The following is a 24,175-nucleotide window of genomic DNA, read 5'->3' on the forward strand; positions in this document are numbered from 1 at the left end:
ATGAAAAAAATAATAGTAACAGGAGTGCTTATGCTGTTTAATTTTTGCAGCTCACAGTCAAAAACAGATCTGACAGCTTTAGAATTGGGAGCGGCCAATGAAATAGTGATAAAAAACACCACAAAGCAAGTTGACCTTGAACAGACTACTGGCTTCCCCTATTACAATACTTACAAAGTAGACCAATATCAGTATGGAGATATCAGTTTTTTGCAGGATTACCCTAAAGAAAGAAAGTACATAAAAAGTGAGATTGGATTTTTAGTGGAAAATCAGGAACATAATATACTGGCAGGATACTATATAATGACCAAAAACTTTAAAGAAAGTGAGGCGTTGTCAGCTGCATTAAAGAAAAAGTATGGTGAGCCTAAAATAATTATTGAAGCTACCGACAGATGGCCATATTCAGGATATTACTGGCAGGGCACTAAAGATGGTTTTGATATTATGATGGAGCAGGTGAAAAAGAAAATTAATGTTGATCAGAAAGAAATAAAAGGTCTTGAAACCAACCTGTATTTTATAAAAAAAGGATCACATTACGGAAATATGAAAGACAGAGAGACTGTATTGCAGAGCTTTATAACCAGACATGAACAATAATATGAAAAATTTAAAATACGCATTAATACCAATAATCTGTATGGGATTTACATCATGTAACCAACAGGACAAGAAAAGCAGTGAAGCTCAAATTGAAGCCCGGAATGATACTCAAACGGGACCTTTCAATCTTGCTGCTCTTACGATGGGACAAAATATCAATGATATTTTAAAATCAGGTGGGATGACCGCTAAAGATACCGTACAAACCGATGAGGTGACGCTGATTGGAAATGAGAGATTAGCTTTTTCTTCTGAAGCATTATTACATTTTAACGGGATCAGTTTAGATGGAAAAAATAATAAAAATACCAATAAAGTCCTTTTACACTTTGGAAAAGTAGACCAGGAAATTGGACCTCTCGCTAATGAAAAGGATGACGAGCTGGGAATGTATCAGCTGGATATTTATACCGAACCTGAAAAAAAAGCCCTTTTTGAAAACTTAAACAAAACCCTTCAGAAACCTGTTTTTACTACAGTACATGAAAGTTTTGAATCAGAAGTCAAAGACAATGAGATCATACAGACTCAAAATAAACTCAGACAGGAAGTGGCCATATGGAAAAATAAAGGAATGATCTATTATTACTGTGAAACCAAAATAGATAATAAACCTGATGAATACAGATGTAACTTATTTGTGTTTAAAAATAAAGAATGGAAAGATCTGCTGAAAGGATCAGGATATCAGGATCTCGATAAAATTTCTCTCAATTGATATGAACAGAGGATATCGTAATTTCAATACAATAAAACCAGTAAAAAATAGTATATATTTCCCATGCAGCAGCCTTATTATGTAATTGACTTCAGTGCATCAGCATGTATGTTTGAGATCAGGATCAATGATTATCCTGTTATCCATATGAATGCTACCAATCAGGTATCTACTATGATTCCTGTCAACTATGCCATACTGGAAAAAGGAAAACAGACGATCACAGCTTCCATTTTACCGGTGGCGGGGCAAACCGAAATTGATAAACAGGCTGAACTGAAATTCAATATCAAGCTTTTTGATGTCACCAATAATTTTGTATTTGATAAACAGTTTGGTGACTATCAGTCAAAGCCTGTAGAAGATAAAAAAATACCTGTGATCAGGTATGAAAGCTCCTTTGATGCCGACGTTCCTTATAAGCTTACTGCCTGGCAGGACGGAATGAACCTTAAAGATGTTAAAGACTGCCGGGAAAAACTGGATGTGGCCTATCATAAAATCATCAGGCTGATTGAGAATGCCAAATATGATGAGTATAAGAAGCTCATTCTGAGAAGAGAAGGGAACATGGCCCAGTCGATGTATCTATCTCCCCGGGAATCTGAAGGAAGATTCAAAGAATTACTTAATGAGTTCATGGGAGGTATGAAAGTTCAGCCAATACCTGATGATGCTGTTATGATGCTGTATGCAGACAGTAGAGCCGCCGTTTTAAAAAGGCCCAATGGCGATGCGGCATTATATTTAATAGATCCTAAAACACAGGAAGAACTGATGCTTGATATTACCTTCTATATACCGCAGGGAAAAAACGAATTTGAGATCATATAATCTTGCAAATAAAATGTACTTTTGAAGGCCGACCCTATTCCTGATGAATATTGCCGGCCTTTCAATATCCATATCATCTATGAAGAACGACAAGAAAACGTCATACACGGGATACATTGTTCTGGGAATAATAGGATTTTGTTTTCTCTATTTTATTCTGTGGACTATCTTTAAAGAGAAAATGCCACTGCATAAATATCTGTATGAAATATCCAGTAATTATGATGCGTATGCAGAAAAGGCACTGTTTATTTTTCCATTAGTATTTTTTGTTTTCATTTTTATTACCTTAATGAAGCCTACTTCTGCTAAACGTTTTTTACGGTTGCAGGCATCACTTCCAACCTCAAAAATAAAATCCTTAGCTAAAGGACTTGTGGAAGTGGAAGGAACATTGGTGATGAAGAATCCGCTGCTTTCTCCGGTGGGTAATGAAGCCTGTATCGGGTATTATTATACCATTGAAGATATTGATAAAGATTCTGACGGTAAAGAATCTTACAGAACAATACATAGAGAAACCCAGTGTAATCCTTTCCAGATAAAAGATGAAACAGGAATCATTGAAGTAGAACCCGAAGGAATAGAGCTGATCCTTCTCGGAGAAACAAATGTGAGCAGCAACAATAGCAAAAGGTACAAAGAAACCCTTCTGAAAGACGGTCAAAAAATGCTGCTGGTGGGCTATGCTGATGTTAAAAACGGACTGCCATTCATCAGAAAAGACGATCGTTATAAAGTGCTGGGAATTACCTCTGCATCAGGAATTACCGTATGGAATAAATATCAGCCATTGTTGAGGTCATTCCTGTTTACCTGCTCTGTTATCCTTTTAATAATCATATTTATATTTACACAATAATGAACCAAACTGTTGCAATTATATTACTGATCCTGCTGGGCGTTGCCGTTATAAGCTTCTTCATCAATTTGTATAATAAGCTGGTGATGCTTAAATTCAATGTAGAAAAAGCCTACGGAAATATTGATGTGGTTTTGAAACAAAGGGCAGATGAAATTCCTAACCTGGTGAACGTAGCCAAACATTTTATGAGCTATGAAGAAAAGCTGCTTGCACGTCTTACAGAATTGAGAACCTTTTATAACAGTACAACAGATGCTGATAAAAAAACCGAACTGGCCAATGAGACTTCAAAGGCTTTATCTTCATTCTTTGCCGTTTCTGAAAACTACCCGGAGCTTGCTTCCAACAACAACTTCCTGGAACTGCAGAAAAGAATTTCTGAACTTGAAAACAAAATAGCAGACAGAAGAGAATTTTTTAACGACAGCATTAACCTCTACAATATAGGAATTCATGAATTTCCCAATGTAATACTGGCAAAAATGCTGGGCTATAAAGACAAGACTTTACTGGAAGTAACAAACGCCGAAAAACAATATGACGGAATTCAGTTTTAATACCTTTTTCGGACTCGAAAGACATATGGCAGAATATCCTGAAGTCGCGATATTTGGAGCCCTGTTTTTACCTTTGCTTTTATTTATCCCTGTTGCTGTAATAGGCTGGATATTCAGAAAGCTGAAATTCAACATGTATAGTATTCATGTATTGCTGTATACGCTGATGTTTACCTTTGTAATAGGAGCGCTTACCATATTTATACTCTTCTTTATCACGGATAGAAACGGGGTGAAATTAGCGTATTGCTGGCTCACTGTATTGATAGGGATGTTCTTTTTCAGTATGATCAATGCCAATACCATTACCAAAATGTTTACGGATTGGTCAAAGATTATTAAAGAGAAGGATGGAAGGGAAGGGAATGAGTTAAGAGTTAAGAGTTAAGAGTTAAGAGTTAAGAGTTAAGAGTTAAGAGTTAAGAGTTAAGAGTTAAGAGTGCCTTTCACGAATGCTCTGCCAGATCAGCTTGCTGGTTTCTCTTAGTTTTCTTAAGTTTAAGCACCTAAAAATAAACCTTTGCGTTATAATAATTCGGCATTAAAGAACAAATTACTCCTTGTATTGGCAAATGCGTAAGGTATAAAATAAAAGGCTGGTCTCTGAAAATAGAAACCAGCCTTACTTATTTATTATCAATTCAAGATTATTTTACCAAAAACTGCATCGTCGTATTATCCAGTTTTAAAATATAAATTCCCTGACCAAGATTTTGGGTCTTAATAGAATTTCCATTTTTAAAAGGCTGATTAACCGTTTGCATCACTTTCCCCTGTACATTATAAATCTCAGCTTTTTTGATATGCTGTACATCTCCGCTTACAAAGATTTCCTGATTAGTGACCGGGTTTGGAGAAATTTTAAAATTTTGAGCTTTTGTTTCTAAAGCAGCAGCTTGAGCTTGTCTGGCAGTTCCTCCAGAATAGCATGTCCATTGAAGATCGTCAATAGCAATTCTGTTACTTGCAGAACCGTTAACCAGACTTACCGTTACATTACCGGAAACATCGATATTATTAATCGTCGTAGTGGTTGCCGTTGCGCTATAAGGAACAGTTCCTACAGTAGTCCCGTTTACTTTTACATCAAGATTTCCATTACTTCCGGAAAACTTCAGCTGCGTAGTTACCGTTAAAGAGCCAATACCATTGCCTGAGCTGCCTGATGTTAAAGAACCGCTTCTTATGGTAATAGCTTTATTGTTGATCGTTTGGTCTGTTCTGGCATCAGTAGCGGTCCAGGAAATTCCGCTGTTGCTCCATGTTCTTGTAGTATAAGAGGCACTGGTGGCAGGGATGGTTTCAAAAGTTTCGTTTACACACCCTGTAGATGGATTTGTAGATCCGGCGTTGGTAGTTCCTGAAACGGTAGAACTGTTTGCAGAAGAATTTCCAGCGGCATCCTTAGCTACCACATAGAAAGTATAGGTAGTGGAAGGGTTGAGACCTGAAATCGTAGCTGTAGTAGAATTTACTGTAGTATTCAGGCTTCCGTTCATATAAACAGCATAAGAAGAAACCCCTACGTTATCAGTAGAAGCATTCCATCCAAGAGAAATACTGTTAGCTGTTTTTCCGTTAACAGCTAAACCTGTAGCCGTTGTGGGAGCCTGGGTATCATTGCTTGGCTGCTGAGATCCCCAGATAAGATTTACATAGCTGGGATTATCAATAAATGGGTTTCTATTCCCCTGAAAAGTATAGGATGCATTATTTCTATTGATTTCAGCCTGAGAAACAGGATCCTGGTTGTTCCAGGCTAGAAGTACGTTAAGTTCCCATGTCTGTAAGCCCGGAAAAGCAGAACTTCCCAGCATATTCCCAGAAGAAAAAGAAGAAAGTTTACTTTGATAACGGGTTACGAAATAAAAGATCATACGGGCTACATCACCTTTAAACTCATCAATCGGTTCGAAAACAGTTCCTGAATATCCCGAAGAAGCAGAATTTCCAAGCTTTGATCCGTTTTTAGATGTAAAAGTAGCGCTTCCCACCTGTCCGAAAGGATAATTGCTTCTCATGCCATTTACCTTTCCGTCAGTGGCTCTGATGAAATGAATATCAGAAACCATAGGCGAAGACTGGTTAAATAAACTCTGAGGAACAATATGTTCTCTGTTATAGCAATTTCCTTCCGTAGAATAAGTACCACACTGATTGGTACCCGGTGTATAGTTATAAGGATCAGCTCCTACAGGTTTTTCTGAATAAATATCAAGGATAGACCCGTCATTTTCATAATTCTTATCAATATCAGTGGTTTTATAACCGGTCCACAATCCGCTGTAGCCTTTATCCTGATGACCGTTGGTAATAATGGTGCTTAATGCCGTTTTCAAAGCAGCACCGCTCAGTCCGTTGGCAGAATTGTAATATCCTGCAGGAGCCTGAGCATTTACAAGTCCTGCAAAAACAGAAAATAAAATGATTTTTTTCATACTAATATTATTTCAAGCAAGAATACTACATTTTTATGAATAAAAAATTACATAATTATTAATTTTCAATAGTCAATATTGTGCTTTGCATAATAAGTAACGCGTCATCATTGTTCACTAAAAATAGGAGAAAGATGTCCATGAAATTTTCAGCTAATCTGTATGTAAAAACACGATAAGTAATAGAAGTATATCCTTATATCATATCACCATAAAAAATGCCGGCACAAAATGTACCGGCATCTATAATAATTGCTTTAATTTATTTTCTTTGTGGCGGATAGTTTTTCATAATCTCAGCCAGAATTTCCGGAATTTGTCTCTGTTTCGATTTTGGTGAATCTACAGAAATTCCACTTCCGATACCCTGCCAAACCAACTTATTTGTTTTTGAATCGATAAGGTCTACGATTAAGGCACCTTCATTATAATTGCTGGTCCATGTTCTGCTCATTCCGACACCCCATCCGAATGGGCCGCCCCAGCCCCACATTCCGTAAGGTGAAGAAGAATTAATATCAGTAACTTTCTTATGGTTAGCTTTTACGTTGACAATCAGATCAGGATTTTCTCCGGACTGAAGTCCTTTGCTTTGAAGCTGTCTTGATAATTCATTCAAAACCCTGTCTTTATCAATATCATTCAATTTCAAATCATCAATTCTTATTTTATAGGTTTTATAAGAATTGAAATTGGCTGTTTCAGCGTAGTCTGAACGTACCTGAAAAGGGCTACATGAAGTAAGACCTAATGTAGCAGAAGCCAACAAGATAAAAATATATTTTTTCATTTTATTTATTTTTTTTATCGTTTTTAGTGAATGTATCTGTCTTTTTATCGTATCCGTAAGGACAGTGTCTGCAGCCGCTTTTACAGCAGTGTCCTCTTTTCAGATGAAACTTTTCCGTAAAAACCTTGTATCCCTGTTCATTATAATAAAAGTCCTCACCTTCTTTGATGTCAAAATGGGCCATAAGTTAAACGTTAGTCAAAAACTTTTTATATTTGTTGTTATGATAATTGTATGCCAAAAGCCATTAAAAAAACTAAAAATTAACGGCATTGCTCTCTTTCCCTTTATCTTCATTAGGAAACCCGAAGATAAGGAAAATAAAGTACTTATCAATCACGAAAAGATCCATTTAAGACAGCAGCTGGAGATGCTTATTATTTTCTTCTATATATTCTATGTGATCGAATATTATTACTGGTTTTTCAAACTAAAAGATGGCTATCTGGCCTATAAAAGAATTTCATTTGAAAGAGAAGCCTATGCAAGAGAAAAAGATTTGAATTATCTTAAAACAAGAAAACTGTGGGGTTTCTGGAAATATATAAGATCATAAAGTTCTATTTCTTATCCTTCCATTCATTATCAAAATCCTGCTGGGTTTTCTGGGGTTTAAAATATTTATCGTGATTTCTCTTGATATCATAGAGAATTGCTTTTCCGATTAAAATATCCAAATCTGGGATAATCCATTCCGGAGAACCTTTTTTTTCCTGACCGTTTGTAAATATTTTAGTGGCTTTACCCTCTTTCATTTCCACTTTCATCACTAAGCATGGAGACAGGTAACCGGAACAGGAATGCCCTGTGTATACTTCTTTGGCAACAGTTCCATCGTTGAAAGTGATTTTCAGCTCAAGCTGATTTCTGGGCTGTGTAGATTGCACACCATAACGGGTTGAGCTTTCAATAGAACTGATCGTTTTTAAATATTCAATGGTATTTTGCCTGCTTTCCGGAATATATCCGGGATACGTTATACTTCGCGTATGATCTTCCACTTCCTGTTCGATCTGAGCATTAAACATACTGATTATTTTGTCGTTAGGCTTATCGGGGATATCCAGCTCTGATCGGGAAAACAGCTGATTTCCAAAAAAAATGTAAAACATTCCTGCCATAAAGATGATGACAACAAGTGCAGATATTATGGTGATCAATATTTTTTTCATATCCGGCTTTTTAGTTTTATAGTAACCAAGTTAGAAATTATTATTTAAAAACAGAGTCTTAAAGTAATGGTCTTTAAACTGCAGGAACCCACTTACAAATAAACATTTCATCGGTTGGCTTAGCTTAAACCGATCATTAAAATATTCTTGATAATTGTTCGTAAAATATGGCTGCGATCCCTATGGGATGACAAAGATTGTGAATAGATACCATTTACATGGCCATATTTGAGCCATTATTCAAAAAATAGATTCGATAAAGTGTGTCATTTCATACGACTTACTAAATTACAATATAATCTGATTCTACCAGAGCTTATTCCATATCAATAGGAGTGGACTTTAGTCCACTTACAAATAAGTATTCATTGATTGGCTTTAGCCGAAACCTAATTATTGAAATACATCTTTCAACGAAAATACCCATCAAAATTTGCACAACTGCTGAAAGCTGCTAGGAAGTAAATCTTTTATTATTTTTGTAATCAATAAACCTTGAGTAGTTCAAAAATAAACATGGTATTACAACTTCCCACAGAACCTGTGCCCATTCAGGAAATTTCCATTAATAAAAAGGTGAGACTTTTTATAAAAAGAGAAGATCTTATCCATCCTCAAATTTCAGGAAATAAATACTGGAAACTTTTCTATAATATCAATAAATATCTGGAAAAAAAACCTGAAAATCCTTATGTTATTACTTTTGGAGGAGCGTTCTCGAATCATATTTCTGCGGTTTCTGCAGCAGGGAACATGGCAGGTATTCCAACATTGGGAATTATAAGAGGAGAAGAACTGCAGAATAAATGGCGGGATAACCCAACTTTGGTTTTTGCCAAAAGAAATGGGATGAACCTGAAATTTGTCACCCGCGAAGAGTACAGACATAAAGAAAAACTTACTGAATTTCTGCAACAGGAGTTCCCTGATGCATTGATTGTTCCGGAAGGAGGAACCAATGAAGAGGCTGTGGAAGGGATAAAAATGATGCTCAATGAGCAAACAAAAGATTTTGACTATCTTTGCACCGCAGTTGGAACAGGAGGAACCATTGCCGGAATCTCTAAATTTTGTAAAGACAATCAGAAAGTTATAGGATTTAAGGTGGTTGACGATACTTCGCTGGAGAAAAAAATAGCAGAATTAACTTCGAAACATAATTTTAATCTAATAGATTCAGGTTTTGGAGGTTATGGTAAAATAAATGACGAAAACATTCGTTTTATCAATGATTTTAAAGAGAAATATAATATTCCTTTAGAACCTATTTATACAGGAAAGATGATGCAGAAGGTTTTTGAGCTGATTGAAGAAAACTATTTTCCTGAAAACACCAGTATATTATGCTTTCATACGGGAGGATTACAGGGAATTGAGGGAGCAAATCTGCTGTTAGAAAAACAGAATAGAAATTTAATTATATAAAGTAAAATTGAAAAACATGAAAAGACTTTTCGTACTAATAAGCCTTTTAGTTTTATCAAAATTTTCTGCCCAGAATTGGGCAACTGAAGATCAGTATATCCAAAAATTTGCTAAATATGCGGTAGAGGAAATGGAAAAATATAAAATTCCTGCTTCTATTACCCTTGCTCAGGGACTATTGGAAACCGGAGGAGGACAAAGCAGACTGGCACTGGAAGGTAAAAACCACTTCGGAATAAAATGTAAGGAAGACTGGACAGGTAAGACAATGAAACATACGGATGATGCACCTAATGAATGCTTCCGTGTGTATGAAGATCCAAGACAGTCTTATGAAGACCATTCCATATTTTTATCTACAAGGAAATACTACGCCAATCTTTTTAATCTGGATATGAAGGATTACAGAGCCTGGGCTTATGGTCTGAAAAAAGCAGGATATGCCACCAATCCACGTTATGCTTCCATCCTGATCACTAAAATTGAAAAATACAGATTATACGAATACGACAATACCAGTTCTAATGAAGTATTGTATGCCGTTCTTAAAATGTATCCGGACCTTAAGGATGACAGATCTTTCATGGCGCAGCTTGAACCTTCAAAAATGGGTAAAAAAGCTAAAGATCCGGTTACTGTGGAAGTTCCTTACAAGCAAACCTCTTATGCACAGCAGCAGAAAAGAGTGGAAAGAATCAAAACAAAAGCAGAGATCCTTAATGCTATTCTGATCAAAAGCCATCCAAATGATGGTTTGAAATATATTGTTATTCCTGAAGATACCAACGTACAGTTTATTGCCAATAAATTTAAAGTGAGCGAAAGCAGACTGATGAAATGGAATGAATTGGAGAACGATGTATTAAAGAAAAATGATATTGTTTTCCTTGAGTCTAAAAACTCTTCTGGAAATACGGCAACTTACAAGGCGGCATCAGGGGAAGATATGCATGATATCGCCCAGAAATTCGGAATCAAATTACATAAATTATATGCTAAAAACAGGATGGATGAAGGACAGCAGCCATCTGCAGGACAGTTAATTTATTTAATAGATAAAAAACCAAGAAATTAATCTTTGTTGATAGCTTCTCATTAACCGTTCATTATGAGCTGTTACTGAATTCTTGTCAACCCGTAACTAATATATGAAGTATCAAAGAAGTTCGGCTTTATTTGATGAAGCCTACAAATACATTCCGGGAGGAGTAAACTCTCCGGTTCGCGCATTCAAATCAGTGGGAGGGGTTCCTGTTTTCATGAAATCAGCAAAAGGTGCTTACCTTACCGATGCAGATGATAATACGTATATCGATTACATCAACTCATGGGGGCCTGCCATCTTGGGACATACCCATCCTGAAGTTTTGGAAGAACTGAAAATTCAGGCTGAGAAAGGTTTTTCTTTCGGTGCTCCTACAGAGCTGGAAACAGAAATTGCAAAATTTATCATTGAAAATGTACCTAATATCGACCAGATCAGAATGGTTTCTTCAGGAACTGAGGCATGTATGAGTGCCATCAGACTGGCGAGAGGGTATACAGGAAGAGATAAAATTGTAAAATTTGAAGGTTGCTACCACGGACATTCAGATTCATTCCTGATTAAAGCAGGAAGTGGAGCTGCTACCTTCGGAAATCCCAATTCTCCGGGAGTAACAGCAGGAACAGCTAAAGATACTTTATTAGCCCGTTACAACGATTTTGAACAGGTGGAAGATCTGTTCCGCCATAATCAGGGTGAAATTGCAGCAGTAATCATCGAACCTGTTGCCGGAAATATGGGTTGTGTCTTACCTGAAAATAATTTCCTTCAAAATTTAAGAAGAATCTGTGACGAGAATGGTGCTTTACTTATTTTTGATGAAGTAATGACCGGTTTCAGATTGGCTTTTGGTGGAGCTCAGGAGCTTTTCAATGTGAAAGCCGACCTGGTAACTTACGGAAAGGTAATCGGCGGAGGTCTGCCGGTAGGTGCTTTTGCCGGAAAAAATGAAATTATGGATCATCTGGCTCCAAAAGGAGGCGTATATCAGGCTGGAACATTAAGTGGAAATCCATTGGCTATGAGAGCAGGATTAAAAACCCTTCAGCTTATTAAAAATGATTCGGAATTCTTCAACAGGCTGAATAAGACAACAGAGACTTTAGATTTTGAAATCGGAAAAATTTTAAATGAAAAAGGAATTGCCCATAAGATCAACAGAAAAGGGTCTATGATGTCTGTATTCTTCCATATCAACAGGGTTTCTAATTTTGATGAAGCACAGGAAGCTAATCATTCATTATTTAATAACTTCTTCCATCAGATGCTGCAAAATGGAGTTTATCTTCCACCAAGCGGATATGAAACGTATTTCATCAGCGATGCGATCAAGGATAAAGAAATTGATATGACGCTGGAAGCAGTAAGGAAATTTGAATATTCTAATAAATAATAGTGAAACCGGATTTTAGATCCGGTTTTTTTATGCAGAATGATTTGAATTAGGAAGTTTGCAGATCACTAAAAAACTCTATGCAATCAAAGTTATGCACAATCTTTGTCACTCCGTAGGAGTCTCAACAGAGTAAGCAGCATAATTTAGATTCCTGCGGAATGACAAGGATGCTGGTAAACTTATGTATAAAACGTAAGTAATTTTTACATCTAAAAATAAGCACATAGTTTGTCACTCCGTAGGAGTCTCAGTAATCAAAGTGATTCCTGCGGAATGAAAAGGATGCTGGTAAACTTTTGTATAAGTCGTAAGTAATTTTTACGTCTAAAAATAACCACATAGTTTGTCTTGTCACTCCGTAGGAGTCTCAGCAATCAAAGTGAATCAGCCGTTTAGATTCCTGAATGACAATTGTTGTGGGGTATCTTCTTTATTCTAGTGTAGAAAAGATAAACCGGGGATTTTAATAAGGAATCAAAACAAAGCATAAATCATACAAGTTTTGTAATAAACCATACACTTTGGTCAGCAGACTTCTTTTTAATTTTGTCATAAATAGATTGGAAAGGATGACTTCAGACAATAATATATCCCGTAAGGATTTTATCAAAAATTCTGCATGGGCAATGGCCGGATTAACCTTAATACCTAATATCATGGCAGCATCACCGTTTTTTGATGAAAAGAATATATGGACTAAAGGGAAGTTAAGCCTTAAAAATGTCCGTTTAGAAACCGGTTTTGAATATCAGGAGGGGGAAGTTGCATCCACCAAAACAGATCTGTTTTATATAGAAGTTGAGCATGGAAAGATCACAAAGATCATCCCAAACCAGCCTAATGCTAAAGCAGTAGATGCAAAAGGATTGTTAATGCTCCCTGCGTTTAAAGACATGCATATTCATTTGGATAAAACATTGTATGGAGATCAATGGCAGGCTGTAAGAAAAAGAACCGGCGGAATCAAAGGAATGATTGAGCTGGAACAGAAAATACTTCCTGAGATGCTGAAAAATTCAACATTTAAAGCTGAAAAACTGATTGAGCTGCTTCAGTCAAAAGGAACTTCATATGCCAGAAGCCATGTAAATATTGAACCTACTTCGAAACTCCAATCATTAAAAAACCTTCAAAAGGCTTTAGAGAATAAAAAGAAAGGCTTTGGAGCCGAGCTGGTTGCTTTTCCGCAGCATGGTGTATTCTATACCGATTCAGCTCCTTATCTGAAAGAGGCGGCAAAGATGGATATTGATTTTATTGGGGGCGTAGATCCATTCAATATTGACGGAAATATTGAAAAAGTAATGGATTTTACCGTTCAGCTGGCGCTGGATCATCAAAAAGGAATAGATATTCATCTGCATGAAACCGGAGATTCCGGATTGAAAACTGTAGAATATCTTATTAAAAAAGTAAATGAAAACCCTTCCTTAAAAGGGAAAACCTATTTAAGTCACTGTTTCATACTGGCCAAACTGGAGAGTACAAAGCAGGAAGAAATAGCTGAGAAATTAGCAGATGCCCAAATCGGAATTGTTTCCACGATTCCTTTTGGAAGAATGATTATGCCTATCCCAACATTATACAAACATAATGTAACGGTATTGACAGGTAATGACAGTATTGTAGACCACTGGAATACTTTCGGAACAGGGAGTGTGCTGGAGAAAGCCAACCTGATGGCCCAGCTATATGGTTATTCTACAGAATTTTTATTGTCAAGAAGTTTAAAGCTGGCGACAGGAAATATTCTTCCATTAGATGATAAAGGAGGTCAGCAGTGGCCTAAAACAGGTGATAAAGCAGATTTTGTATTGCTGAATGCAAGCTGTTCTGCAGAAGCCGTATCAAGGATTTCAACTGTTGAGTCATTGGTGCATCAGGGAAATGTAGTCTTTTAAGTTTTCGACCTAAAATAAACGATTATGAAAGTTTTAGTATTTCTTTTAACATTCGGAAGTATGAGTGCCTGCGGAGAGAAACCGGTTGCTTTCTCAAAAGAAGATACGAGACCTCAGGAAAATATTATAGAAAAGGTGAAAAACAATGATCTCACGGCCGTAAAATCTGCTTTAGAGAATGGTACAGATGTTAATACTCAGGATGAAAGAGGACGTTCTTTATTAATGATAGCAACAATAGAAAAGAACATAGAAATGGCAAAACTGCTTATTTCTTATAAAGCTGATGTGAACCTTCAGGATAACCAGAAAGACAGTCCGTTTTTATACGCAGGAGCAAGCGGGCAGACAGAATTGGTTACGCTGTTTTTGGACAACGGAGCCCGTTTTGATTTGTATAACCGATATAACGGTACCGCATTAATTCCGGCATGTGAACGGGGATATGTGGAAACTGTAAAAGTTTTAGTGAAAACAAAAGGTTTTCCTGTCAATCATGTAAACCGCTTAGGATGGACAGCATTAATGGAAGCTGTAATCCTTGGAAACGGAACCCAAAAATATCAGGAAATCGTGCAGATTTTAAAAGATAATGGAGCAGATATCAATATTCCCGACCATTCAGGGAAAACTCCTTTGCAGCATGCAGAATCATTAGGATTTAAGGAAATAACTAAGATCTTAACCTCATAGCACATACCGTAGGAGTAGGCGTAGAAGTGCAAAGAGTTAAGCTGTATTGAGTTTTATCATTTTGTCTTTGCGTTACTTAATGTCCTGTAATTGATAAATTTAGATATATTTTAGTTTGTGTTTGAACCACAAAGGATTCAGTATTTGTTTCTTTTGTGGTTATTTTAATTTTTCTCTCATAATTTTTATTAATTTTAGGAGAAATTCAGGTAGTGTGGGTTATCATACGGATCATTTTCCCATTTTAGGAATTCAGGAGTTTAGTGAGAATCAGCTTAAGGGCTGCAATCTGCTGTTTAACGAACTTTACGGGGCACGTTCTATTGATGATCCCCATAAACACGATTTTTTTATCATTAATCTTTTTGAAAAGGGGGTCGGCTCTCACACCATTGATTTCGTGGAATATCAGGTGAAAGATTTTCAGATCCATCTTGTTTTTCCGGACCAGGTGCATCAATGGGTCATTGAAAAAGAAACAATAGGATATCAGCTGATGATCAGCAGGGATTGGTTTGAAAGTTTCCTGCCTTCATTAAGATTTTCTGCTTCCTATTATCAGAATCATCCTGTGATCAACCTTTCCCAGGATATTTTTGCAGCCTTCAGATATGAATTTCAGTCCATCCGGAAAGAACTGAATGGAGAAAAGGTTTTTTGGGAACTGATCCAGAAGAGAAGTGAGCTGATAGGTTTGCTGGTAAGCAAGTCTGTAGAAGGAGCTTTTAAAGATTTTGAAGTTTATCATTCAAATCCTATCATTTCAAAATTCTTACCTCTGATTGATGAACATTTTAAAACCGAAAGATCTGTTTCTTTCTATGCAGATAAACTTAGTATTTCTGCCAATTATCTGAATATTGTCTGCAAAAAGAATCTCAATGCTTCAGCATCATCCCTTATTCAGGACAGGATTTTATTAGAAGCAAAACGTCTTCTGAAAGTTTCTGAAATGTCTGTAAAAGACATTGTCTATGACCTTGGCTTCTATGATCATGCCAGCTTTTCAAAATTCTTTAAGGCACAAACCGGAATGACGCCTTCTCAGTTCAAAGAATAATTTGTACAACATTTGACATAATTGATACACTGGTTTCGAGGAAGAGCTGATGTAATTTTGTATGGTTAAAATTTTACATCATGCAATTTCCATATCAATTAACTGCAAAAGGAAAATACTCACTTAAAAATATCCGCCTGGAAACAGGTTTTGAATACGAAAATGAAGAGGTAACAGGTACAAAAACAGATCTTTTCAGTATTGACATTGAAGATGGGAAAATAAAAGCCGTAAGAATTAATGATCCGGCTTCTAATGCTATAGATGCTAAAGGATATCTGATGCTTCCGGCTTTCAGAGATATGCACATCCATTTGGATAAAACATTATACGGACTTCCATGGCAGGCACTTTCTCCGAAAAGAAGAACCGTAAAAGATATGATTGCGTATGAACAGGAAATTATTCCTGAATTACTAAAAACTTCTGTAGAAAGAGCCGAACAGCTGATCAGCTTACAGCAACATTACGGGACTCATTTTGCAAGAACCCATTTTAATATTGATCCTACCTCGGGATTACAATCGCTTGAACATCTGGAGCAGGCACTTGAAAATAAAAAAGACTCTTTCAAGGCTGAACTGGTTGCTTTTCCGCAACATGGAGTATACTACACGGAAACGCTTCCTTTAATGAAAGAAGCAGCTCAGCTGAAAAGTGTAGGTTTTATCGGGGGGCTTGATCCTTTAAGCATTGATGGAAGTATTGAAAAAGTAATGGATTTTACCGTTCAGCTGGCTTTAGATCATCATAAAGGAATTGATATTCACCTCCATGAAGTAGGAGAGTCGGGGATGAAAACCATCAATTACCTGATTGATAAAGCTATTGAAAACCCGGAACTCCAGGGAAAAACATTTGTGAGTCATGCTTTTGCTTTAGCCCATCTTTCTCCAAAAGAAACACAACAGATTGCTGAAAGGCTGGCTGAAGGTAAAGTGGGAATAGCCTCTTCTGTACCGTTCAAAGGAACTGTAATGCCCATACCAACCTTAAAGAAACATGGAGTGAATGTATTGATAGGAAACGATAATGTACAGGATTACTGGAGTACCTTCGGATCAGGAAATATGCTGCAGAAAGCAAATTTAATCGCCGAATTATATGGATATGCAACAGAGCTGGCCTTATCAAGAGCACTGCAGTTTGCTACCCAGGGTATTCTTCCTCTGGACGAAAAAGGAAATCAGCAATGGCCTAAAACAGGAGATAAAGCAGCTGTTGTTTTTACCGGTGCATCATGCTCTGCAGAAGCTGTTTCCAGAATGACCACAATAGAAGCCCTGATGAATGACGGAAATCTGTTTTGGAGAAATTAAAAAGAATATATATTTTTTATATACTTGTTTTTTGTAAATCAGCCACCGGATTTTCCGGTGGCTGATTGTTTATAGCTGAGGGCTTATTACTTTTGTGCCCAACACAAAATGACAGCACTAAAAAGCCTTCAGAAGATTCTGAAGGCTTTTTTAATAATTTGATATGATAGTAACTGTTAATAGATATACTATAAGTTATAGTTTGTCCAGCCTGCATACCAAGTGTCGCTAGCGTCTTTTACAGCTCCTCTGTACGTTACAGGAGTGAACCAAGATGCTAATTTAGTATGGGTGAATACCCCTCCTGTTAATAATGGTGACCCGGCAGCAGGAGAGAAGTTAGGTGTTGTTCCTGCAGGAGCCCATGCATTGGTAAGTTTTACGTCAGCTGTATAAGTAAGGCTGGTATTTCCTTTAGCATTGAAGAAAGTAGTAAGATCAGTGATAGAATATCCTGTTGGAGAAGAAGTAGAAGCTCCGTATTTTAAAGGAGTTACACTTCCTGCCAGAATATTATTCTCGAAAGCAAGACTTCCGCTGGTGATATTTTTATCTGTAGGAGTTCCTTTGGTAGCATCAACGAATAAACCAACCGGGAAACCTGTGAAAACAGAGTTAAATACTGAGATAGAAGAGTTTCTTCTGATCTGTAAACCATTTTGAAACAATGAGTTGATTGAACCTACATTAGTACTTGTGCTTGAAGAGTTGATTGGCCCGATAATTGTCATATTTGAGAATGTAGCAGAGCTCTGAGGAGTTAAAGCAGAACCGTTGGCATCATTATCAGATTCAAATCCGTTAGAACCTGAAACGTCAGCTACCTGGGCATCTCTTACCGCAATACCGAACTGTATTTTTCCTGAAAAACCATTATCAGTATCAAAGTCATCATCAAGACCTTTATAAGAAATAAGGTGAGAGCAGTTTACTGTTCCTCCGAACCACTCAAAACTGTCGTCATTAGCATAAGCCACTTCTACATAATCTACAGTAGTTCCGTTACCTACACCTCCGAATGTAATTCCGTTTACCTCTTTGTCCGGTAAGAATGCATATCCTGCATATTCAATTCTTACGTATTTTAAGATACCACTGTTGTCAGCAGCATTATTTCCTCCGTAAAGACCAAGACCTTCCGTGTTGTTGATACCCCCTTCAATTTCTCCAACTCCTTGTTGGTTGTTGAAAGAAGCATTGGTAGGAGCACTTCCTAAAATGACAATACCTGCCCAGTCTCCTCTTTTCGGACTTGGTTTTTCAGAAGTGAAGATAATAGGGTTGGCGGCAGTTCCTTCTGCCATAATTTTACTTCCTCTAGTGATAATCAAGGCTCCATTTTTATCAGCTTCACCTACAATTCTTGTTCCCGGCTCAATGGTTAAAGTTGCTCCGTTTGTTACATATACTAATCCTCTTAACTTATAAATTTTATTAGCTTTAAGCGTAACATTGGATGTGATCTTTCCTGAGAGAATAAGGTTGTCAGTGTTTCCATTTCCGGAACCATCCTGAATGATGGTTTGCCCGTCTTCTTCTATATTTCTACATGCAGTAGTTGTAGCAAGAGCGCCAAGCATTAAAGAATATAAAACGAATTTTTTCATGTTATAAAGAATTAAGTTATTTATTAAATATTGAATGTGTTAAAAATTGTATCCCAGTGTTAAACTGATATTGGTTCCTGTTACCCTTTCTATAGCAAGAGCATCAGAGTTGTCATATTTCTTATTTCCGTTCAGGTCATGGTAAAATTTCGCACGACGGTTAAGGATATCTGAAACATTTAATTTGATTTCTCCTTTATTTTGCCAGATCTTTTTAGCAATCTGGAAATCTAAAAGAGGTCTTGGAGCTTCCCAGATTGGTGGAATCTGATCATTACCTACATAAAGAATTCTTCTTCCGATCATATTGAAAAGTACCGTAGAAGACCATCCTGTTTTTTCAGCATCATACTGAAGACTTAAATTGATGGTGTAAGGAGATTGCCCCTGCATTGGTCTGTCAATATTTGTAGCTTCATCCGTTACTTTGTTTTTAATGTAAGCAAAGTTTCCACCCAATGTGAAGTTTTTAAGAGCGCTTGCAAAATCAAGTTTTTTTCTGAATTCCAGCTCCACTCCATACGCATCTGCTTTATCTACATTAAGGTAGTTGAAAGTGTTACTGGTTCCTACCCCGGATTGATTGAAGTACAATTCGATTGGGTTTTTGAAGTTTTTATAGAAACCGGCTACGGAAAGGATCTCTCCGTTTCTTGGGTAATATTCCCAACGAAGGTCCACATTGGTGATTTTTGTTCTTTCAATAAATTTGTTACCAATAACAGTAGCTCCTAAATCGAAATCGTAATACGCTAAAGGAGAAACCTCTCTGAATTCAGGTCTTACCACAGTTTGAGAACCTGCAAGACGTACATTCATTTTAGGATTTACCTTGAATGTTAAATTAACAGCTGGCAAAAAGTCTGTTACACGAGTATTAACAAAACGGTCATCACTTCTTTTTGTACTTCCTACCAATTGGTCAAAGTTTTCAACTCTTAATCCCCAAACAGCTCTTAACCATGGTGCAAAGTTGTTGTCAAACTGTAAATATCCTGCATTAAGGATCGTATTGGCAATATACCTGTACTGGTTTCCGGAAATTTCATCAAATGTAAATTTACCGTCTGTTCCGAAATTCTCGGGATTGAAGATACTTTCAAAAGGCTGGGAAAGTAATCCCTGGTTATATTTTTCAAGCTTTACAGAGAATGGTCTTGAGTTGTAGATCCTGTCTTTTACCTGGAATAAATACCCCCCTTTAATAGTCTGCTTTTGTCCGAACATCGTAAAAGTCTTGGTAAGGTCTCCCCCTGCATTATACAGGTAATCGCTCAATGTAGAATAGAAAACACTTCCCGACTTTTGAGAAAGACCATTAGAAATTAAAGCTAAATAAGGACTTCCGTCAAGATTTGTATACTGATTGTATTGTAAACGCTGCAATAGAGGAATATACTGATCAAGGATTCCGAAACTTCCGTACCAGTTCAGGGTAAGACCGCCTAAAGCATCTATCTTATGAGTTCCGTTAAGGGTTGAATTATAGAATGTAGTTTGCTTAAATCCAGTCTCTCTCGCGATAATGTTCGTTCCGTTGATAGGATCAAACTCAAAATCCTTTCCGGTTCTGAAAGACATATGGTTCACTGTGTTGTTGGTGATAATATTTTTCAGGGAAATTTTGTTGTTGCTGTTAAGCTTTAAAGTAAGGTTTAGTAACCCTCCTAAAATAACATCATTGCTGTATTTTTCTGTGTAGTAATCGAAGTTGGTATCAGCAAGCTGGTCATTAATGGTGAAGAAACGGTTTTTAGACTCTGTTCTTCTCTTATTGTTGCTGTAGTTAAGAACAGCAATTACTCCCAAATCTTTTCCAAAAACTTTGGTATTAAAACCTCCGTCAAGCTGTAAGCTTATATTTTCAGGATAACCAACGCTGTTGTATCCAAAGTTTTTTGTGAACCCCTTACCAATATCCGTTTTCTGAGCTTCACTCAGAATACTGAAAGCATTCTTGGCTGGCATATTGGTAGGAATCTTTCTGTATCCGTCATCAATACCCAGGAAATCCCATTTTCCACCTTTCTGCATAAGAAATTCTTTATTCATTGTAATAGAATTTCCTCCTACACCTACCTGTACATTGAAGAAGTTTTTATTGGGAATATCTTTAGTATTTACCTGAATCAATCCTCCGGCCCATTCACCACTGTATTCAGGAATAAAAGTCTTATTGATCACCAGGGTTTCAATAACGCTGGCAGGAAAAAGGTCAAAAGAAAAAGTTTTTCGGTCAGGCTCAGTACTGGAAAGCTGAATTCCATTTAACATAGCCTGGTTGTAACGGTCAGATAAACCTCTTACAACAATATATTTTCCGTCAAATAAACTCACACCGGATACTCTTTTCAGAACTTCACCTGTATTTCTGTCCGGACTTCTTTTAATAGCTTCAACACCTATAACCTGCGAAACCACACCTGCATTCTTCTGCAAACCGATAGTAGAAGCTATCGTTTCTTTTCTTGCATTGGATCTGATAACAACTCCTTCAATCTCTTTTTCCTTAGCGGATGGCTTTTCCAACACAATATCAAGGTGTGTATTAGTGTCATTTTTTACAATAACTTCACTGATCTCTTTTTTGTTATATCCATTAGAACTTACCGTGATAATATAGTTGGTTCCAGGAGAAAGATTAATAGAGTAGTATCCCGCAATATCGGTTACGACCTCCTGGTCATTTACCTTTACTTTTACCCCCTCAATAGGTGTGTTGTCTTTCTCATCCAGTACTCTACCTTCTAAGATCTGACTTTGTGCAAATGCGTAGCCGGCAGAAAACAAAGCAAGTAGCATAATGCTCTTGTGGAGTTGTTTTTTCATTTTACTTCTTTTTCAGGGGCAAAATAAGGGCTAAGTTTTCACTAAACGTTTAGGAGAATTTTAATTAATTGTGAAGTTTGTATTAATAAAATTGAGCTAACGTACACTATGAATGTTTGTTTTTTATATTTATATTTTTTTGTTTTATTTCAATTATTCTTTTGTATATTTGTTTAATATATATTTATTTATCCATTTTGTTAATGATTTTCTAATTTGATTTGGGATGTTTGTTTTTTAATAATTAGTTAACATTGCCTGAATAGATAAAATCAATGAAAATAATTAATTTTGTGGGAATTCTTAAACTAGAAGATGAGTAAAAAAATTCTTTTAATAGACGATGAACTGGACATTTTAGAGATTCTGTCTTACAACCTGGAAAAAGAAGGTTATAATATCTATACTGCTACTAACGGTAATGAAGGTATAGAAAAAGCAAAGGAAATTATTCCGGACCTTATTTTGCTGGACGTAATGATGCCTGAGAAAGATGGCATCGAAACCTGTCAGGAACTTCGTAAAGTGAAAGAACTACAAAAAACGCTTATCGTTTTCCTTTCAGCAAGAAGCGAAGAGTTTTCACAGTTGGCCGGGTTTCAGGCAGGAGCTAATGATTATATCGTCAAACTAATCAAACCGAAAATCCTTATTTCTAAAGTAAATGCACTGTTACAGCTGACTTCTCAGGTTTCAGATAATGCCAAACTTATCGAAATAGGAGACCTTATTATTGATAAAGATAACTTCAGGGTTTCCAAAAGCGGACAGCAGTTTTTGCTTCCTAAAAAAGAATTTGATCTGCTTTATCTGCTTGCCTCCAATACCGAGAAAGTTTTCAAAAGAGAAGAAATTCTGGAAAAAGTTTGGGGCAATGATGTAATTGTAGGAGAAAGAACCATTGATGTTCACATCCGGAGATTAAGAGAGAAACTGGGAATCAATACCATTCAGACATTAAAAGGGATAGGGTATAAACTGATCGTTTAATCACTTAAAAATCCTACCTTTACGTTCAATCCTAAAACTTTGTAAAATTGAAATTTTACAGACTTACCTTCGTTGCCTCCTGTCTGCTGACACTGGTAATGCTTTTCTTAGTAGTTGTTTTCGACTCACTAAAGGATATTTATTATGAAACCCCTTTATTCAAAGCGGGGGTTTTTGTCTGTGTTGTTATGATCTTTATTATCAACTATGTTGTATTAGAGCTTCTTTTCAGCTATTATGGAAGAAAACAGGTAAGAGGGCTTTCTCAGCTTCTTCCACAGGAAATTGTTCATGACCATGATGAAAATATTACCATTAAAGAATTAGGGGAACGTTTTTCGGACCTTAATCAGCGAAAGGTAACAGAAATTGACATGATGAAGGAAATGGAGAGTTACCGTAAAGAATACATTGGAAATGTTTCCCATGAGCTTAAAACCCCGCTGTTTTCTATTCAGGGCTATGTGGAAACCCTAAGAGACGGTGGCGTGGAAGATCTCATTATCCGCGATAAATACCTTGAAAGAATAGATAAATCTGTTGAAAGACTGATCGCTATTGTTACAGATCTTGATATGATCAACAGACTCGAGGCTGGTGAAATTAATCTTACCGTTTCAAAATTCGATGTTAACCTTCTGATCAAAGAAATTTTTGACCTCCTCGATCTTGAGGCTGAAAAAAGAAATACTACCCTACAAATCCAGACCCTCCATCCGCAAATTTTTGTGGATGCCGATAAACAAAAGATTTCACAGGTTTTTATTAATCTTATTTCAAATGCTATCCACTATGCAAACAGGCAGGAAGCAAAAGTAATTGTAAAAACAAGCGTCTTAAAAAATAAAGTGCTGATAGAAGTTATAGATAACGGAATGGGAATCAAATCTGAAATTCTTCCAAGAATATTTGAACGTTTCTACCGTGTAGAAACCAGCAGAAGCAGAAGAGAAGGCGGATCCGGATTAGGATTAGCTATCGTAAAACACATCCTTGAAGCTCATAACGAAAACATTACCGTAGAAAGTGTATACCTTGAAGGCACAAAGTTCAGTTTCATGCTGGAAAAAAGTAAATAACTTTGGCAAAATGTAAGAAAAAAAAATATTTTAAAAAATCCTGAAATATTTTTTTGTCACCTCTCATTTATTATATATTTGCACCAGAGATTTATCATAATTATAAAGGCAAAAAAGTAATTTAAGAAACTGATATGGTTTACAAAATCCGCGTAATATTAGATGCGAAAGAGGATATTTTCCGAGATGTTGAAGTTAAGGGAAAACAAACGTTATGGAACTTACATTTAGGTATTAAAAGTGCATTCAGTCTGCAGGGAGACGAGCTTTCTACTTTTAATCTGTTGGAAAATGACGGAACAATAGTAAAAAGTGTCCCATTAGAAGATATGAGTGACGATGGTGACGGTGAGATTATGTCAGACGTATACATTGATGAAGCTTTTGAAAATGTAGGTGACAAAGCTCAGTTCCAGTACGGACTTCTTGATCTGTGGGAATTTTTCTGCGAACTTATAGAAGTTATCGAAGAAACAAAAGGTGTTAATTATCCAATTACAGTATATAGATTTGGAAATGTTCCATTGAAGGCACCAAGTAAAAGCGGAAACACAGGATCCAAAAAGAAATCAGCAACCCCTTTAATGGATGATGATTTTGGATTTGAAGATGATTTCGGAACAGGGGGTAATTTTTCAGATGAAGATGACAGCTTTGATGATGAGGAAGAAGAGGACTACAATGATGACGCTTTTGATGATGAAGATGACGATGACAACGAAAGATAGGAGATAAACTGAGTCGTCCTAAAATAGGTTGACACTAAATTAAACAATATTACTATCCGGAGGAATTATTCTTTCTCCGGATTTTTTATGCACCATATCTGGTGTTTTCATCTTAAGACT

General features: G+C 36.5%; 23 protein-coding genes. 17 read left to right on the forward strand and 6 right to left on the reverse strand.

All coding sequences use genetic code 11. The features are described from left to right. The 6 genes from MP478_RS21865 to MP478_RS21890 all read left to right on the forward strand — a co-directional run bounded on the left by MP478_RS21865 (nucleotide 1) and on the right by MP478_RS21890 (nucleotide 3,971). A complete protein-coding gene (locus MP478_RS21865; RefSeq protein WP_257191700.1) occupies nucleotides 1-606 on the forward strand; it encodes a hypothetical protein in 606 nt (201 codons plus the stop codon). Nucleotide 607: 1 nt separating this feature from the next. Next, nucleotides 608-1,327 carry a hypothetical protein gene (locus MP478_RS21870; protein WP_230037121.1) on the forward strand — a complete coding sequence of 240 codons (720 nt, stop codon included), beginning with the start codon at nucleotides 608-610 and terminating at the stop codon, nucleotides 1,325-1,327. A 63-nt stretch (nucleotides 1,328-1,390) separates the two neighbouring features. Then, nucleotides 1,391-2,161, forward strand: a complete 771-nt coding sequence (locus MP478_RS21875) for a hypothetical protein (protein ID WP_257201659.1) — start codon at nucleotides 1,391-1,393, stop codon at nucleotides 2,159-2,161. Nucleotides 2,162-2,240: 79 nt separating this feature from the next. Next, the gene (locus tag MP478_RS21880) at nucleotides 2,241-3,023 is read left to right on the forward strand and encodes a hypothetical protein (RefSeq protein ID WP_257191697.1); all 783 of its coding nucleotides are present in this window, start codon (nucleotides 2,241-2,243) and stop codon (nucleotides 3,021-3,023) included. After that, a complete protein-coding gene (locus MP478_RS21885) occupies nucleotides 3,023-3,583 on the forward strand; it encodes a LemA family protein (protein ID WP_257201660.1) in 561 nt (186 codons plus the stop codon). The genes MP478_RS21880 and MP478_RS21885 overlap by 1 nt, the downstream gene beginning before the upstream one ends. Continuing rightward, a complete protein-coding gene (locus tag MP478_RS21890) occupies nucleotides 3,564-3,971 on the forward strand; it encodes a hypothetical protein (RefSeq protein ID WP_257201661.1) in 408 nt (135 codons plus the stop codon). Before MP478_RS21885 ends, MP478_RS21890 begins: the two co-directional genes overlap by 20 nt. Nucleotides 3,972-4,230: 259 nt before the next feature. Here MP478_RS21890 and MP478_RS21895 read toward each other — a convergent pair whose 3' ends face one another. The 3 genes from MP478_RS21895 to MP478_RS21905 all read right to left on the reverse strand — a co-directional run bounded on the left by MP478_RS21895 (nucleotide 4,231) and on the right by MP478_RS21905 (nucleotide 6,995). Next, on the reverse strand, nucleotides 4,231-6,021 hold the full coding sequence (locus MP478_RS21895) for an endonuclease (protein ID WP_257201662.1): 1,791 nt from the start codon (nucleotides 6,019-6,021) through the stop codon (nucleotides 4,231-4,233). A gap of 262 nt (nucleotides 6,022-6,283) precedes the next feature. Next, nucleotides 6,284-6,811: a DUF4136 domain-containing protein gene (locus tag MP478_RS21900; protein WP_047492272.1), complete on the reverse strand. Its 528-nt coding sequence runs from the start codon at nucleotides 6,809-6,811 to the stop codon at nucleotides 6,284-6,286. Nucleotide 6,812: 1 nt separating this feature from the next. After that, the gene (locus MP478_RS21905) at nucleotides 6,813-6,995 is read right to left on the reverse strand and encodes a DUF5522 domain-containing protein (protein WP_257201663.1); all 183 of its coding nucleotides are present in this window, start codon (nucleotides 6,993-6,995) and stop codon (nucleotides 6,813-6,815) included. A 39-nt stretch (nucleotides 6,996-7,034) separates the two neighbouring features. On the opposite strand from MP478_RS21905, the gene MP478_RS21910 reads away from it, so the two are divergent. Continuing rightward, a complete protein-coding gene (locus tag MP478_RS21910; RefSeq protein WP_230037109.1) occupies nucleotides 7,035-7,367 on the forward strand; it encodes a hypothetical protein in 333 nt (110 codons plus the stop codon). 4 nt (nucleotides 7,368-7,371) lie between these two features. Here the strand turns inward: MP478_RS21910 and MP478_RS21915 are convergent, their stop codons facing one another. After that, nucleotides 7,372-7,983 carry a hypothetical protein gene (locus MP478_RS21915; RefSeq protein WP_257201664.1) on the reverse strand — a complete coding sequence of 204 codons (612 nt, stop codon included), beginning with the start codon at nucleotides 7,981-7,983 and terminating at the stop codon, nucleotides 7,372-7,374. 516 nt (nucleotides 7,984-8,499) lie between these two features. On the opposite strand from MP478_RS21915, the gene MP478_RS21920 reads away from it, so the two are divergent. The 7 genes from MP478_RS21920 to MP478_RS21950 all read left to right on the forward strand — a co-directional run bounded on the left by MP478_RS21920 (nucleotide 8,500) and on the right by MP478_RS21950 (nucleotide 16,822). Then, a complete protein-coding gene (locus MP478_RS21920; RefSeq protein WP_257201665.1) occupies nucleotides 8,500-9,408 on the forward strand; it encodes a 1-aminocyclopropane-1-carboxylate deaminase/D-cysteine desulfhydrase in 909 nt (302 codons plus the stop codon). A gap of 16 nt (nucleotides 9,409-9,424) precedes the next feature. Further along, nucleotides 9,425-10,483 carry a glucosaminidase domain-containing protein gene (locus MP478_RS21925; RefSeq protein ID WP_230037104.1) on the forward strand — a complete coding sequence of 353 codons (1,059 nt, stop codon included), beginning with the start codon at nucleotides 9,425-9,427 and terminating at the stop codon, nucleotides 10,481-10,483. A 73-nt stretch (nucleotides 10,484-10,556) separates the two neighbouring features. Continuing rightward, nucleotides 10,557-11,846, forward strand: coding sequence for a glutamate-1-semialdehyde 2,1-aminomutase (hemL, locus tag MP478_RS21930; RefSeq protein WP_257201666.1), 1,290 nt, complete (start codon nucleotides 10,557-10,559; stop codon nucleotides 11,844-11,846). 572 nt (nucleotides 11,847-12,418) lie between these two features. Then, nucleotides 12,419-13,750: an amidohydrolase gene (locus MP478_RS21935; RefSeq protein WP_257201667.1), complete on the forward strand. Its 1,332-nt coding sequence runs from the start codon at nucleotides 12,419-12,421 to the stop codon at nucleotides 13,748-13,750. 24 nt (nucleotides 13,751-13,774) lie between these two features. Continuing rightward, complete coding sequence (locus tag MP478_RS21940; protein WP_257201668.1) at nucleotides 13,775-14,443, forward strand: ankyrin repeat domain-containing protein; 669 nt, start codon at nucleotides 13,775-13,777, stop codon at nucleotides 14,441-14,443. A 214-nt stretch (nucleotides 14,444-14,657) separates the two neighbouring features. Beyond that, the gene (locus tag MP478_RS21945) at nucleotides 14,658-15,503 is read left to right on the forward strand and encodes a helix-turn-helix transcriptional regulator (RefSeq protein ID WP_257201669.1); all 846 of its coding nucleotides are present in this window, start codon (nucleotides 14,658-14,660) and stop codon (nucleotides 15,501-15,503) included. Nucleotides 15,504-15,583: 80 nt separating this feature from the next. Next, a complete protein-coding gene (locus MP478_RS21950; RefSeq protein WP_257201670.1) occupies nucleotides 15,584-16,822 on the forward strand; it encodes an amidohydrolase in 1,239 nt (412 codons plus the stop codon). Nucleotides 16,823-17,010: 188 nt separating this feature from the next. Here the strand turns inward: MP478_RS21950 and MP478_RS21955 are convergent, their stop codons facing one another. Together MP478_RS21955 and MP478_RS21960 are read right to left on the reverse strand one after the other, a co-directional pair. After that, nucleotides 17,011-18,429 carry a hypothetical protein gene (locus tag MP478_RS21955; RefSeq protein ID WP_230037091.1) on the reverse strand — a complete coding sequence of 473 codons (1,419 nt, stop codon included), beginning with the start codon at nucleotides 18,427-18,429 and terminating at the stop codon, nucleotides 17,011-17,013. A 39-nt stretch (nucleotides 18,430-18,468) separates the two neighbouring features. Further along, nucleotides 18,469-21,258, reverse strand: coding sequence for a TonB-dependent receptor domain-containing protein (locus MP478_RS21960; protein WP_257201671.1), 2,790 nt, complete (start codon nucleotides 21,256-21,258; stop codon nucleotides 18,469-18,471). Between the two features lie 315 nt (nucleotides 21,259-21,573). Here MP478_RS21960 and MP478_RS21965 point away from each other — a divergent pair, with 315 nt between their 5' ends. The 3 genes from MP478_RS21965 to MP478_RS21975 all read left to right on the forward strand — a co-directional run bounded on the left by MP478_RS21965 (nucleotide 21,574) and on the right by MP478_RS21975 (nucleotide 24,055). Further along, nucleotides 21,574-22,248, forward strand: a complete 675-nt coding sequence (locus MP478_RS21965) for a response regulator (protein ID WP_230037087.1) — start codon at nucleotides 21,574-21,576, stop codon at nucleotides 22,246-22,248. Nucleotides 22,249-22,295: 47 nt separating this feature from the next. Next, complete coding sequence (locus MP478_RS21970) at nucleotides 22,296-23,327, forward strand: cell wall metabolism sensor histidine kinase WalK (protein WP_230037085.1); 1,032 nt, start codon at nucleotides 22,296-22,298, stop codon at nucleotides 23,325-23,327. 134 nt (nucleotides 23,328-23,461) lie between these two features. Beyond that, nucleotides 23,462-24,055: a plasmid pRiA4b ORF-3 family protein gene (locus MP478_RS21975; protein WP_230037082.1), complete on the forward strand. Its 594-nt coding sequence runs from the start codon at nucleotides 23,462-23,464 to the stop codon at nucleotides 24,053-24,055. Nucleotides 24,056-24,175: the final 120 nt, after the last annotated feature.

Source organism: Chryseobacterium sp. WG14, assembly GCF_024586945.1.
Classification (GTDB): Bacteria; Bacteroidota; Bacteroidia; order Flavobacteriales; family Weeksellaceae; genus Chryseobacterium.

What these genes read in the sequence shown, in the direction of transcription:
- MP478_RS21975 (WP_230037082.1), top strand. Translation starts at nt 23,462, where the DNA reads ATGGTTTACAAAATCCGCGTAATATTAGATGCGAAAGAGGATATTTTC.
- MP478_RS21895 (WP_257201662.1), bottom strand. Translation starts at nt 6,021, where the DNA reads ATGAAAAAAATCATTTTATTTTCTGTTTTTGCAGGACTTGTAAATGCT.
- MP478_RS21885 (WP_257201660.1), top strand. Translation starts at nt 3,023, where the DNA reads ATGAACCAAACTGTTGCAATTATATTACTGATCCTGCTGGGCGTTGCC.
- MP478_RS21920 (WP_257201665.1), top strand. Translation starts at nt 8,500, where the DNA reads ATGGTATTACAACTTCCCACAGAACCTGTGCCCATTCAGGAAATTTCC.
- MP478_RS21925 (WP_230037104.1), top strand. Translation starts at nt 9,425, where the DNA reads ATGAAAAGACTTTTCGTACTAATAAGCCTTTTAGTTTTATCAAAATTT.
- MP478_RS21955 (WP_230037091.1), bottom strand. Translation starts at nt 18,429, where the DNA reads ATGAAAAAATTCGTTTTATATTCTTTAATGCTTGGCGCTCTTGCTACA.
- MP478_RS21905 (WP_257201663.1), bottom strand. Translation starts at nt 6,995, where the DNA reads ATGGCCCATTTTGACATCAAAGAAGGTGAGGACTTTTATTATAATGAA.
- MP478_RS21875 (WP_257201659.1), top strand. Translation starts at nt 1,391, where the DNA reads ATGCAGCAGCCTTATTATGTAATTGACTTCAGTGCATCAGCATGTATG.
- MP478_RS21910 (WP_230037109.1), top strand. Translation starts at nt 7,035, where the DNA reads ATGATAATTGTATGCCAAAAGCCATTAAAAAAACTAAAAATTAACGGC.
- MP478_RS21935 (WP_257201667.1), top strand. Translation starts at nt 12,419, where the DNA reads ATGACTTCAGACAATAATATATCCCGTAAGGATTTTATCAAAAATTCT.
- MP478_RS21915 (WP_257201664.1), bottom strand. Translation starts at nt 7,983, where the DNA reads ATGAAAAAAATATTGATCACCATAATATCTGCACTTGTTGTCATCATC.
- MP478_RS21890 (WP_257201661.1), top strand. Translation starts at nt 3,564, where the DNA reads ATGACGGAATTCAGTTTTAATACCTTTTTCGGACTCGAAAGACATATG.
- MP478_RS21950 (WP_257201670.1), top strand. Translation starts at nt 15,584, where the DNA reads ATGCAATTTCCATATCAATTAACTGCAAAAGGAAAATACTCACTTAAA.
- hemL (WP_257201666.1), top strand. Translation starts at nt 10,557, where the DNA reads ATGAAGTATCAAAGAAGTTCGGCTTTATTTGATGAAGCCTACAAATAC.
- MP478_RS21940 (WP_257201668.1), top strand. Translation starts at nt 13,775, where the DNA reads ATGAAAGTTTTAGTATTTCTTTTAACATTCGGAAGTATGAGTGCCTGC.
- MP478_RS21865 (WP_257191700.1), top strand. Translation starts at nt 1, where the DNA reads ATGAAAAAAATAATAGTAACAGGAGTGCTTATGCTGTTTAATTTTTGC.
- MP478_RS21870 (WP_230037121.1), top strand. Translation starts at nt 608, where the DNA reads ATGAAAAATTTAAAATACGCATTAATACCAATAATCTGTATGGGATTT.
- MP478_RS21965 (WP_230037087.1), top strand. Translation starts at nt 21,574, where the DNA reads ATGAGTAAAAAAATTCTTTTAATAGACGATGAACTGGACATTTTAGAG.
- MP478_RS21880 (WP_257191697.1), top strand. Translation starts at nt 2,241, where the DNA reads ATGAAGAACGACAAGAAAACGTCATACACGGGATACATTGTTCTGGGA.
- MP478_RS21960 (WP_257201671.1), bottom strand. Translation starts at nt 21,258, where the DNA reads ATGAAAAAACAACTCCACAAGAGCATTATGCTACTTGCTTTGTTTTCT.
- MP478_RS21900 (WP_047492272.1), bottom strand. Translation starts at nt 6,811, where the DNA reads ATGAAAAAATATATTTTTATCTTGTTGGCTTCTGCTACATTAGGTCTT.